Genomic DNA, 12,329 nt, shown 5'->3' with positions numbered 1-12,329 from the left:
TTATTGCTGTGCTTTACGGATTACTAATCTATTATTTAGTCAGTTCTTTCGCTGTCTTAAGTAGCTCTTCGATGAATTCCTCTTCTTCCATACCTGTAAGAAATCCTACCGCATTGATGGTTGGAATAGTATAAGCACTGAGCAGCGGGCTGGTATGCACGATCAAATCGTAAGAGCCTGAGACGACCAATTGCTCTACACCACCCGGATTGACTTCGACTGTAGTCGCTGATATCCCGTTATCCTCTAACAGATCTTTAACCTTATTTGCAATCATAGAACTAGTAACAGTACCCGAACCACATACAGAAATAATTCTTAATTTTTTCATTTTAAACACCTTCTTCACATTTTTTTAGATCTCATTTGTGGATAAATATTTTTGCAGATGCTGCAAAAAACTGCTTTTCTCCTTAATTTCCAGCAGGCTACTCATTTGTTTTTCATTGGAAAAAAGCTTCATCAGCGATTGCAGTATCGTCAGTTGTAACTCTCCTTTGTTTACCCCTAGCAAAAAGATCAACTTTGGATACACCAGCTCATGCTCCATCGGATCCGTGCCCATTTTACAAAAAGCGAGGGTAGGTTTCAGCCTGATAACATAGATAAAGGACCTTTTTACATATTCTGGATCTGTATGGGGAATTGCCACATCAAATGATTTTGTTACTAGACCTGTAGGAAATTTTTTCTCCCGCTCTTGGATTTTGTTACAAAACTCTTCTTTAACATATTGTAATTCTTGAAGTCTTGACGAAATTTTCTTAAAAAAATTAGTCTGTGAAGAATACTCGCCATGAAGTTCGATCATATTTTCGTCAAACAATTCTGTCAAATGCAATTACATCACCCTTTCCATGTAAACCAAATTTCACTATATTTTTCAGGATAGATACTTGAAGAGCATCATCATTTCCTCATGTTTTAGATATCAAGCGCGCCATTGATTATCTGATCTAATTATATTAATATTTTCAAATAACCTTCAAGTCAAAAGTCCTTCTGGCTAGTCGATAAGAGATTTTACTAACTTTTAATGAATCTTTTATTATTTGCAAACAAAAAGTTCCGGATGGGTGATAATCCCATCCGGAACTTTTATTTTAATTACTCGATGAGCCAATTGCAATTCCAATCAGAATAGCCGCAATATCACGTAATGCACGGTTATGGCGATCCCGTTCACGCTCCTGCCGCTCATGCCACTGTCTTTCGCTTTCATGATCGCGCCGGCGCATTTCCCGTTCGTGTCGTTCATTTTCTTTACGTATTCGCTCATCGCGCTCACGCTGACGCTCCCGTCGTTCCCGTTGTTCTCGTTGTTCCCATTCCCGTCGCTCACGTTCACTCCGTTCCCGAATCTCACGTAATTCCCGGTCATGACGTTGCCTTTCACGCTCTTGCCGCGCATTCCATTCTCTTTTGCTTTCATGCGGACGCCGCCGCATTTCCTGTTCGTGGCGTTCTTTTTCCTTACGTATTCGCTCATCATGCTGACGCTCGCGTTCACGGTTGCGGTCATGGCCCCGGTCTTCATAACGTTGTTCATTGCGTTGATCCTTATCTCTTGGTGAGGCTTCGATTACAGATGCACCAAACCCTATTGGCATGATACATACCATTGAATATACAATAACTTTCTTTGCTAGGGTATTCATAATTTTGCCTCCCTTATTTTTTAACTAATTTAAAACTGCGACCGCGCATTTATTGAGAACATTAATGGATTGGCTGGCTGTAAGGATTTTTCAGCATCGGTTGTAATCGTAATATTTACTTCTGTTTTTTGTATGCCCGGTTCTTGTACTATGTCCGCCCTTGAACCGTAAAAGTCGAAAAAACCAGGAAAAATACAATACAAAATGTTTTTTAAAACTCTCCATAAAATAATGTCTCCTTATTACCCGGCATCTTGCACCTGCCTGCGGTTTACAGTAGGCTAATCATTTTCACTTTCCCTAGCTACCATTCCATAATAAAGGATATCCATCGCTTTTCCGATAGTATCAAGAACAGTTAAGTTATTCTTAATTAAAAAGTTCTCATGGAGCAGTTCGTTTATAGTAGCATTATAAATTACTTTTGCAATAGGAAGATCAATGGGGCGGAAATATCCGGCTGTAATGCCTTGATCTAAAAGAGCTTCAACACGCTGCCACGAATATTCGCGGTACTCATCACATCTTTTCCATACATCCGGCATATATCGCTTCAAATCAAAAACAAACCTACTGCTTATCAATCCGCCCAAATTCGGTTCAGTTAACAATAGTGCTTTAAGTTTTTCCTTGATATTCAGGTCGCTGTTAACTATTTTTTCAGCCTGTTGGCGCACATTTTCCAGGAGCGAGTCAACTACTGCCCCAATCAACTCCTCTTTGGAAGAAAAATGTTCGTATAACGTGCTCTTGCTAACAGCCAAGCGCTTGGCCAGCTCGGTCATAGTAAATTTGATGCCATTTTCATTAATTTCTTCAATTGTTGCCATCATGATTCGATTGCGCAAAAAAGTCACCGCCTTATTTTATACCACTAGTACCAATTTAGTTTTTATAGTACTAATAATATCTGCATTTTCTTTCCATGTCAATATCTTCTAATGTTTTTTTCACTATCTTTCTATCCTTTTGAAAAGTAGAACCCCATTTGAAATATCTGAAAAAGAACTTGCAATAACTATCCATAGGTAAATAGTTATTGCAAGTTCTTTTTTTGCATGATCAATACCTTCTTACTTAACTCCCTTCATTTATCTATAGGGGCATCCCTTACTCTTCACTTTCAAGATAAACTAATTTCGTCGCTTCATCATATCCAAAAAGTTCGGAATAACGTCCCCAACTGACCAAAAGTTGAATTTGAGTTTTCGCTAATGCATCTCCATGAGTACGGGCAATAAGGTCTTCAAAGAACTCTATATTCATATGTTTATTGGATTTTGATTGCAGAACATTGATCATTTGTGTCATAAACGAAACATTTTTTAATAATTGCTTTTTGAATAATTCTTTGCGTTCCAATACTGTCGCCGTCGCAAATTCAATCCCTTCTGGAGTAAGTTCGATATCTCCTTCCACTACCTTAGCAAAATCTAACAATGAGGCTAATTCAATAATCGGAAAAAAGTCTTCACTGTCCATTACTAAACGATCAGCCAATTTATAGAGATCTGTTCTTTCATTTTGATCCTCTAATAACTCAAGAAAACCAGTAAGCGCCCCGGCTGATACACGAGGAAGTACCGTAATAGGCTTTGGCTGGTATACAGCATCCTCACTGCGCTTCATCTCTTTCTTAGTCATCAAAGAATAAATTTTATCTACGAGGGCAGTAAAATCAGCATCCTTTTTATCACGCCAGCGAGGAATATCGATAGCAATATCTTCGACGACTTTAGCTGGTCCACTTGAAATAATTACGGCACGGTCAGCCATATACACTGCTTCCTCAATACCATGGGTAACTAAAATAATGGACTTAGTAGAGATCTTCTTATCTAACCACAACTCTAACAGGTCACGGCGTAAATTTTCGGCAGTAAGGACATCCAAAGCGGAAAATGGTTCGTCCATCAACAGTACATCAGGATCGCTTACAAGGGCGCGGCCAATCCCCACTCGCTGCCGCATTCCACCGGAAAGTTCTTTTGGATATGCGTTTTCGAAACCATCAAGGCCAACGATATCAATAACCTTTAATGCTTTCTCATACTTTTCTGCTTTGGAAAGTTTCTTGAATTCTAAACCGACTAGCACATTTTCCAGGACAGTCAGCCAAGGAAATAAAGCGAAAGATTGAAATACCATTGCAACCCCAGGATTCACCCCTTGAATATCCTTACCCAAATAGGTGACTTTGCCCTTTGAAGCTGGAATAAGCCCCGCAATAATTCGTAATAGAGTAGATTTCCCCGAACCCGAAGGTCCAAGAATTGCAAGGAACTCCCCTATTTTGATTTCCAAGTTAATATCTTCAAGTATAGTTGTATTCTCCTGTCCTTTAGCACCAAAACTTACATCTATATCTTTCACTTTAATTAATGTATTCATATTTAATCCCCCCCTATTCCAGATGATACTTTGTTTCAGCCATTTGATATAAACGTCTCCATAAAAACCGATTTATTAGAACTACAAACACGCACATGACAGTGATCCCCCAAATGATTCCGCCCCAATCGCCCTGATCAGTGACATTACTAATGAACGAACCAATACCAGTTGCGACTAGTTGCTCATCATGCCAACTTACCATCTCTGAAACAATACTAGCGTTCCACGCACCTCCAGATGCAGTTATAATACCAGTGATCAGATAAGGAAAAATACTTGGAAGAATCAGCGTTTTCCATTTTTGCCATCCTTGCAGTTTAAAAATAGCTCCAGCTTCATGCAAATCATTCGGAATGGACATGGTTCCTGCAATAACATTAAACAGAATATACCACTGCGTTCCAAGCATCATAAGGAAAATCGATCCCCACTCGAAGTTTACCTGATACTTTAAGAATAAAATAGTGATGAATGGGAACATCATATTTGCCGGAAAAGAAGCTGCGATTTGAATTATTGGTTGCAGCACCTTTGCCAATCTTGGGTTTAGACCAATCCATACTCCCACCGGAACAGTCCAAAGTGCCCCCAATAAAACTGCTATCATGACACGCCCAAGGGTATATAAACCCAGCCGTATTATTTCTGCTAAATTACTGTTATCCATAGAAGATACCAGCATAAACGCCTCATATACAGGCTCGTACATGAACCGTAAAATAATTACCGCAAGAAAAACCTTGATCAGTTTGGTAATAATAAGGGATGTGGATACTCTTTGAAGATCCCGTGCTGCCTTTTCGGTTACTAATGCCATTCTATCCAACAGCCGATCGATTGCGTTACAAAGTGGGGTTACTAAAATGCGCATCAGCAGGCTAATTAGAGTTGATCGATATAATATGTTATACACGAAGGAAGTTGGAACATCAACTGATTCGGTTAACTCCATTTTAAATTTCTGGCTCCATACTACAAGCGGTCTCCAAAACAATTGGTCAACCAGTGTAATCATTAAAATCATAGTTACAATAGAGTATGCGATAGCTTGCATCTCTCCAGCTTCAATTGCTGTTGCAAGATACGAACCAACTCCCGGCAATCGTATATCCTGCCCCAATACACTAATCGCTTCGCTGGCGGCCAGAAAGAACCACCCTCCTCCAAATGACATCATGCTATTCCAAACCAGGCTAATCATAGAGAAAGGTAATTCCAGTTTTAAAAACCGCTGCCACCAGTTCATACGCAGAACATTAGATGCTTCTTGTAAATCTTTAGGAATCATTTTAAGTGAGTTATAGAAACTAAAGGTCATATTCCAAGCCTGCCCTGTAAAAATAGCAAAGATGGAAGCAAGCTCGACCCCCAGTAAATTCCCAGGAAATAACGCTATAAAAGCAACAATAGTTGCAGATAAAAATCCCAATACAGGAATGGACTGCAGCATATCAAGCAGGGGAATTAATACCGTTTCAGCAGTCTGGCTTTTAGCGGCAATATAGCCATAAATAAGGGTAAATATCAACGATGCTCCAAAGGCGATAAACATGCGCAGTAAGGAACGTCCTGCGTAATAAGGAAGCATCGAGGGATCAAGCTCAATTCTACTTTGTTCTTCTAATGAAAAGGGCACATTCATACTTGCGCCTAAATTTAATACAGAATAGAGTATTGCAAAAACAAAAATTAGGACAATCGCATCAACCCATTTTAAACGATGCTTTGGTATAGTGGTTGAGAAAAATGCCATAGGTAATTCCTCCTCGTGGTAAGACTATTCGCAAAATAATAGAATGTAATAAAAACCCGCAATTTAAGAATAGTATTTGCATTATACTACTATCCGAATCCATCCTTACCACCCCCTTCCAAAATAATAAAAAACCTCCCACAAAGTGAAAGGCTTTTGTTCATTATCAAACTATAAGCATAAACCTTCCTCACTCGTTTGAGTTTTAGCACTGCATAACGTAGAGTACGAACTTAAATTACTCAGCCACATTATGTAAAACCTTAATCCGGTAATACCTGTTATACCCATTGGTGTCTCTCGACGTTTTTGGGCAGTGGCCTGTATTTATGCAGGAGCCTCACCTAACGAAGAATTCAATTATCTGGACTTAGAATACCATCATTCTCAAAGAATGTCAAACTCATTTGCAAAATGTCAATGTCTATTTTTAGTCAAAAAGATAAATAAATCAACTTTTAAAAATGATTTTAGCACATTTATCTACCCATAGTTACTAAACTCATTTATATCGCTGTTTTACGTTGTTTTTTATATTTCTACAATAAAAAACGCTAACGATGATACTTGTAATAGTACTGCTAACCTAAAGAAGCTGCCAATACTGCCTTAAACACTGCTTTACGTCCCTCGGTCATCCCTTTGGTAAAAACATATATCGTGTTTGGTCCGGGTGATATCAGTAGAATAAACGATATAGAAATAAATAGATATATATTGCTCATGTCCACATGGGAACACTCCTCGTATAATAAGATTTGTTGTACTCTTAGTATTGTAACCTTACTTCAATATTACTGTAGGCTCTCTATGTTCATCATAAGTATCTGCTTGTACTCATTTCCCAAATAACATAGATTATTCAATGACCTTTGAAAAAATATTTAAATCATTTCTTTTATGAAACTTGATATGCCTCCAGAAGTTCATACCTTGCTGGTTATTCGAAAACACAAATAAATGACATTTACTTATGCCTTCTTCTTTAAGCTTTGCAAAGCAGTTTTTGACTAATCTGCTTGCAATTCCTTTTTTCCTGCAAATAGAACTCACAGCTAAGTGATGGAGATATCCTCTTCTCCCATCATGTCCACATAATATGGCACCCACAATCTGTTGCCCGTTGTCTTCAGCGACAAAACTCAAACCAACATTTCGTTTTAAAAACTTATTTATATTTACTTGAGTATCCGCATCACTTAAACCTATCCCTTCAATGCTTGACCAAAGCCTTATTACTTGTTCGTAATCCTCAATACTCATTTCCCGTATGATAATTATATCCTCCAAACAACTCTCTCCTTTATATCAGATATCGGTAATCATACTCATTAATATTATAAGCCTATAATCGTTTTATTTTTAGAACGGGTACCTGGTTCCATCTAAAAATAAAAACCGTACTCCAAACTCATGGAATACAGCCTCTAGCAGATTTGCTAGTCTGCTGTAATTAATTCTATTACTAATTTACACTTTTCGTCAATGATCCCTTCTGGATTGATGATTTGTTTTAATGAACTTTTTCAAGAATCTACCCATTATTTAAAATTAACGCCATACGAATCTAATATTAATTAACGATCATTAATATTGCAACTGCTAATGCACATTTTTCAATATCCGTTACACCACTATCAATTAAATAAAGTATATTTCCACCACATACTCCAGCGCAAATATAATCTTTCTCAATATTAGCCACTATCCTTCCTTTCAAGGCACCGTCCCTGATAAAAGCGCCATCCAAAATAGCTAAATTTTCTCCATTACTTACTCCCTTACGAATATAATCGCCATCAATTGATACAATCACTTCACCACTATAAGGTTTACGTACGTATTCACCATCCCAATAAGCTAATATCTTTCCTGTCATTGGCTCTCGAATATATACTTTCATATTGTTCCTCCCCTCATTGATAAATAAATTTCTCATATCAATTGCTTATTTCTCTTAAAACATTCGAAAAAGCTACGCTAATCCGTATTTTATAATTGGGAAAGAATAACCTTTGCCAGCCATTTGACAAAGGTTATTCTTATCTGTGTATTCATTCATAATAATCGATAATAGGTACAACAAACTACTACTGATTGTTAATATCGTAGCTACTATCTTAAAGATATCGATGTTTTTAACTTAATAACTTTCAAATAAAAATTTTGTAATCAGCTTTAACCTATTATACATAAATATCACTATAAGTGCAATAAATTGACAGAATTTTATTTCACCATAGGTGTAACACACTATTAGTGAAACCCCTCTATAATTTCATTATAGGGGTGAAGCGATTATGAAAACCAGTTATGATGAACGTTATCGACAGATAGCTAAAAAAATTGCTTATTATCGTATGAAAAGAGGATTTTCCCAGGATGAACTCGCTGATAAGATTAACATCAGCAAGAGCTATCTGAGTAAGATCGAAGCACCTAATTCCACAAAAGCCTATTCACTAGATGTTCTATTTGCTATTGCTGATGGCTTAGACGTAGATATAATCAAGTTTTTTATACCAATTGAAGAAAATAAATAAAAGCGATATCTCTATAGCATGTGAGATATCGCTTTTATTCTTTTCAAGTAAATAACGCAGGCCGGGAATCTTTATATCAACAGCTTTTAAAGATTATTCTGGCTATTTTAACAAGTTTCCTAGTAAAACAAATACATCGACAAAACACGAGGGAAACATACTGACTAATTACTAATAATTTTTTTAACTGCCAGGTTCATCTTTTGTCTAAACTCTTCATCCGTCACCTCTTCACTATGAACCCGTAAAATTTCGCCTTTTATTTCATCATAAAGCTTCATAGTATTCGTCTCACAATGCAAAAGATCTTTAAATGCATCTTCCACACTATCAATATCACTCGCCTTTATAGAAGTAAGCTTTTGGATCACAGATTCTAATTGTTCACAAATCGTTGTAGGCTTCATACTCATCACCTCGTATCCATATATTATCAGCAAGCATGCACCATCTGCTCATTCCATTATATACTCACATTATTAAACCATTTTTGATACAATGCTTCCAATTCACCGTTTTTCCTCATGTCTGATATAATCTTATTAATCTTTTCACCGATCGCCTTATTCTTATTGGAAAAAGCAATTGCATAGTCTTCTTGATGGATCACTTGCAGCTCCACGGGATAAGCAAGCATTTTTTGTGATATGAAATATTCTAATGTTAGCTTATCAAAAGCGATTACATCAATCCATCCTTGATTAAAAGCTTGGATCATATCCAAGTTGGACTGAAAAACCTGTATTCTTGCGTTACTGTTATTGCGGATGAATACTTCACTCGTCGATCCTTGCGGCACACCTGCGACCTTACCTGCCAAGTCTTTCACACCTTGAATCGACGCTCCTTGCCTGGCTAATAGGGCTAAGCCGCCTTTTTCAATATAAGGTTTCGTAAAATTGACACTCTTTTGCCTTTCTGGTGTTACCGATAAAGAACATATCGCGATGTCAGCATAGTCATGGTTTACCGCTTCAAAAATATATTCTAACGAAACCATTCGATAATTGACTTTTAAATCTGCCTTTTCTGCAATGATATTAATGAGTTCTATATCAAATCCCGTAAGCTTACCATTTTGATCTTCATAAGCAAACGGTGCGAATTGCGGTACAATACCTACCGTAATTTCTTCCCGATTATCAACAACCTGTACAAATAGAGTCAGCAGTCCAATGACAAGCAAAGCGCCTATACCAACCACGTATTTTGTTTTCAACTTTGAAAACAGGTTTACTTTCTTTTCGCTCCTGTTTAGATAGTAATATAAGGGCAATCCTGCCAGGGTAAGGCCAATCGAGATGATACCGTTAAGAAATTGATAACTGAGCATACCATAAATGACATATATGGCACCGCCAATTGCAATTAGAGGTACAACTGGATAGCAAAGCACCTTATAGGATCGTGGTACATCGGCATGGGTCTTCCGGGCAATGATAACACCAATAAACGCCAGTAAATAAAACAGCCAAACGGAGAACATCGCAATATCGGAAAGCTTGTCAGCATCTAACAGGCGGCAATAGATATAAGAACTTGTAACCAGCATCAGTATCGCATTGACTGGTGAATTACTGTCATTATCAATCTTACTTAAAATAGAAGCTCCGAAAATCTGCCCTCTCTTTCCCATAATATAAATCGTACGGGACAACGTCATAATATATCCGTTAAGACCACCCAGGATCGAAATCATAATGCCCACTGCAATCAAATTGCCCCCCATCAGACCAAACATCCTTTGTGCCGCAATGGAAGATGCATCATGACCAAGGGCAACCATTTCACTCACCGGGAAAATATTAAACATGGCAATATTAATACTGATATATACGATAATCAGAAATGATATCCCACCAATAATCGCCTTCGGCAATACTTTACTGGGATTCTTGATTTCACCAGCTACAGATGCAACTTGCGCCCATCCATCATAGGCGAATAAAGTTGCAAGAATTGCAACAGAAAAGGGAGCTGTTGTCGCTATGCCCCCACCACTGGCACCAAATATAGCCACCTGCCCATTCCCTTTTAAAATTCCAAATACGGCTAATAAAACAATTGGAATCAGTTTACAGAAGGTTGCTACAGTCTGCAGGTATCCGGCTTCTTTTACACCTATGGAGTTCACGCAGGCAATAAAGCCTAAGGCTCCGGCACCGACAACGCCACTATAAGAATCGGGAATATTAAATAACAAGCAGAATACAGAACTAAAATATCCAGTAAGCGCTCCAACCAGGGCCGGTCCAAAAATCACACTAATCATCCAACCGTATAAGAAGGCCACTTTAGGACCATATATTTCTTCCAGATAGACAAAAATGCCGCCTGTACGAGGAAACATAACACCCAATTCACAGAGTGTCAAACCACCGCTAATTGAGAAAAGACCACCGATAGCCCAAGCAGCTAAGGCCAAATTAAAATCCCCTGCCGCTGCCAATACAGCTGGTGGTTTCATGAACGCACCAGCACCCAAGACCATACCGACTACTAAAGACAATGCTGAGATCAACCCAAGATCAGCTCGCAGTTCTTTTTCAGGTGAATTATGATTGCTTAACTGACTCATAGAAATACCTCCTTGCGCGAATATTCTCATATTTTAAATGTTTTATATATAAGTTAAACTACATAATCGTACTGTTACATATGGAAGAAAACCAGGAAAAGGACCATAAAATGAATCCTAGTATTTATGGTCCTATTACCAGTGCTTAGATGATTTACCCGAAAAAACATTCTTTCTTTTTTATCTGCTTATAAATTCATTTTGTTTTTTAAAATAGCTGTTCTCAACCTGTATCTTCATGACAATGATGATTATTTATTATTTGCGAATCAACTCTTCTAAAGCTACATAGGGTAATTTCAAAGCATCTGCTACTGCTTTGTAGGTCACGTTGCCGTTCAATACGTTAACTCCTTTAGCCAGCCCTTCATTATCCAGTACAGCTTGTTTCCAACCTTTATTTGCAATCTGCAGTGCATAGTCCAATGTAGCATTTGTCAATGCCAGTGTGGAAGTACGAGATACTGCTCCTGGCATATTCGCTACGGAATAATGCACCACGCCATGTTTGGTATAGGTAGGATCACTGTGAGTGGTAGCGTGATCAATGGTAGCAATGGAACCGCCCTGGTCAATGGCAACATCCACAATAACCGATCCTTCTTCCATGGTTTTAACCATTTGTTCACTTACTAATTTAGGAGCCTTCGCACCTGGAATCAACACTGCTCCTACTAAAAGGTCAGCCTTCTTGACCCATCGGGCAATATTGTAGCTATTGGACATGACAGTTGTAACTCTTCCGCCAAAAATATCATCCAAATAAGCCAGGCGATCGGTTGATTTATCAATAATGGCAACCCGTGCCCCCATACCTAAAGCCATTTTAGCTGCATTTGTGCCGACATTGCCGCCGCCGATAATAACGACCTGGGCGGATTCAACTCCTGGTACGCCCCCTAAGAGAATTCCTTTACCACCCCAGGGTTTTTCTAAAAATTGGGCACCGATCTGTATAGACATTCGGCCTGCCACTTCACTCATTGGTGATAATAATGGCAATGTATTGTTACGCCCTATAATGGTTTCATAGGCAATACCAATTACTTTCTTTTCTAGTAAAGCATGAGCTAATTTAGGCTCTGGTGCCAAGTGCAGATATGTAAAGAGAATTTGTCCTTCATGAAAAAGTTCATACTCTGATTCGATTGGCTCTTTTACTTTAATAATCATTTCTGCTTTATCAAATAAGGTTTTCCTGTCAGTAATAATAACTCCGCCGGTTTTTTGATAACTTTCATCTGAGAAACCACAACCAATGCCTGCACCTTTTTCAATCATGACGGCGTGACCAGCCTTACACAGAGCTTCAGTACCTGCTGGCGTCAAGCCTACACGAGCTTCATTGTTTTTAATCTCTTTCGATACACCAATAATCATTATAAAAAACCTCCATCTAATAA

At 38.1% G+C, this 12,329-nt stretch carries 12 protein-coding genes and 1 riboswitch; of the genes, 1 reads left to right on the top strand and 11 read right to left on the bottom strand.

Annotated features, from left to right (window positions below; translation table 11 throughout):
• Positions 1 to 31: 31 nt before the first annotated feature.
• From FR7_RS01130 to FR7_RS01090, 8 genes are all read right to left on the bottom strand, one after another.
• Positions 32 to 349: a PTS sugar transporter subunit IIB gene (locus FR7_RS01130; RefSeq protein WP_237714919.1), complete on the bottom strand. Its 318-nt coding sequence runs from the start codon at positions 347 to 349 to the stop codon at positions 32 to 34.
• A 6-nt stretch (positions 350 to 355) separates the two neighbouring features.
• Positions 356 to 841, bottom strand: coding sequence for a PTS sugar transporter subunit IIA (locus FR7_RS01125; protein WP_007937982.1), 486 nt, complete (start codon positions 839 to 841; stop codon positions 356 to 358).
• 262 nt (positions 842 to 1,103) lie between these two features.
• The gene (locus tag FR7_RS01120) at positions 1,104 to 1,658 is read right to left on the bottom strand and encodes a hypothetical protein (RefSeq protein WP_007937980.1); all 555 of its coding nucleotides are present in this window, start codon (positions 1,656 to 1,658) and stop codon (positions 1,104 to 1,106) included.
• Positions 1,659 to 1,939: 281 nt separating this feature from the next.
• On the bottom strand, positions 1,940 to 2,515 hold the full coding sequence (locus FR7_RS01115; protein WP_237714918.1) for a TetR/AcrR family transcriptional regulator: 576 nt from the start codon (positions 2,513 to 2,515) through the stop codon (positions 1,940 to 1,942).
• A 253-nt stretch (positions 2,516 to 2,768) separates the two neighbouring features.
• Positions 2,769 to 4,049, bottom strand: a complete 1,281-nt coding sequence (locus FR7_RS01110) for an ABC transporter ATP-binding protein (protein ID WP_007937977.1) — start codon at positions 4,047 to 4,049, stop codon at positions 2,769 to 2,771.
• Between the two features lie 13 nt (positions 4,050 to 4,062).
• Positions 4,063 to 5,805, bottom strand: coding sequence for an ABC transporter permease (locus FR7_RS01105; protein WP_007937976.1), 1,743 nt, complete (start codon positions 5,803 to 5,805; stop codon positions 4,063 to 4,065).
• A gap of 182 nt (positions 5,806 to 5,987) precedes the next feature.
• Positions 5,988 to 6,164: riboswitch (M-box (ykoK) riboswitch) on the bottom strand.
• 499 nt (positions 6,165 to 6,663) lie between these two features.
• Positions 6,664 to 7,095 carry a GNAT family N-acetyltransferase gene (locus FR7_RS01095; protein ID WP_007937973.1) on the bottom strand — a complete coding sequence of 144 codons (432 nt, stop codon included), beginning with the start codon at positions 7,093 to 7,095 and terminating at the stop codon, positions 6,664 to 6,666.
• A 283-nt stretch (positions 7,096 to 7,378) separates the two neighbouring features.
• Positions 7,379 to 7,708, bottom strand: coding sequence for a hypothetical protein (locus FR7_RS01090; RefSeq protein WP_007937972.1), 330 nt, complete (start codon positions 7,706 to 7,708; stop codon positions 7,379 to 7,381).
• Between the two features lie 397 nt (positions 7,709 to 8,105).
• On the opposite strand from FR7_RS01090, the gene FR7_RS01085 reads away from it, so the two are divergent.
• Positions 8,106 to 8,348, top strand: coding sequence for a helix-turn-helix domain-containing protein (locus FR7_RS01085; RefSeq protein ID WP_007937971.1), 243 nt, complete (start codon positions 8,106 to 8,108; stop codon positions 8,346 to 8,348).
• Positions 8,349 to 8,512: 164 nt separating this feature from the next.
• On the opposite strand, the gene FR7_RS01080 is transcribed toward FR7_RS01085, so the two are convergent.
• From FR7_RS01080 to ald, 3 genes are all read right to left on the bottom strand, one after another.
• A complete protein-coding gene (locus FR7_RS01080) occupies positions 8,513 to 8,755 on the bottom strand; it encodes a hypothetical protein (RefSeq protein ID WP_007937969.1) in 243 nt (80 codons plus the stop codon).
• A 56-nt stretch (positions 8,756 to 8,811) separates the two neighbouring features.
• The gene (locus FR7_RS01075; RefSeq protein WP_007937968.1) at positions 8,812 to 10,926 is read right to left on the bottom strand and encodes an amino acid permease; all 2,115 of its coding nucleotides are present in this window, start codon (positions 10,924 to 10,926) and stop codon (positions 8,812 to 8,814) included.
• A gap of 258 nt (positions 10,927 to 11,184) precedes the next feature.
• Positions 11,185 to 12,306, bottom strand: coding sequence for an alanine dehydrogenase (gene ald / locus FR7_RS01070; RefSeq protein ID WP_007937965.1), 1,122 nt, complete (start codon positions 12,304 to 12,306; stop codon positions 11,185 to 11,187).
• Positions 12,307 to 12,329 lie beyond the last annotated feature (23 nt).

The sequence above is a fragment of the Pelosinus fermentans DSM 17108 genome (assembly GCF_000271485.2).
GTDB lineage: Bacteria > Bacillota > Negativicutes > DSM-13327 > DSM-13327 > Pelosinus > Pelosinus fermentans.
The sequence above is the reverse complement of the archived record's forward strand: the minus strand, read 5'-3'. Positions and strand labels throughout refer to the sequence as shown.

What these genes read in the sequence shown, in the direction of transcription:
- FR7_RS01085 (WP_007937971.1), top strand. Translation starts at nt 8,106, where the DNA reads ATGAAAACCAGTTATGATGAACGTTATCGACAGATAGCTAAAAAAATT.
- ald (WP_007937965.1), bottom strand. Translation starts at nt 12,306, where the DNA reads ATGATTATTGGTGTATCGAAAGAGATTAAAAACAATGAAGCTCGTGTA.
- FR7_RS01075 (WP_007937968.1), bottom strand. Translation starts at nt 10,926, where the DNA reads ATGAGTCAGTTAAGCAATCATAATTCACCTGAAAAAGAACTGCGAGCT.
- FR7_RS01120 (WP_007937980.1), bottom strand. Translation starts at nt 1,658, where the DNA reads ATGAATACCCTAGCAAAGAAAGTTATTGTATATTCAATGGTATGTATC.
- FR7_RS01080 (WP_007937969.1), bottom strand. Translation starts at nt 8,755, where the DNA reads ATGAAGCCTACAACGATTTGTGAACAATTAGAATCTGTGATCCAAAAG.
- FR7_RS01090 (WP_007937972.1), bottom strand. Translation starts at nt 7,708, where the DNA reads ATGAAAGTATATATTCGAGAGCCAATGACAGGAAAGATATTAGCTTAT.
- FR7_RS01110 (WP_007937977.1), bottom strand. Translation starts at nt 4,049, where the DNA reads ATGAATACATTAATTAAAGTGAAAGATATAGATGTAAGTTTTGGTGCT.
- FR7_RS01105 (WP_007937976.1), bottom strand. Translation starts at nt 5,805, where the DNA reads ATGGCATTTTTCTCAACCACTATACCAAAGCATCGTTTAAAATGGGTT.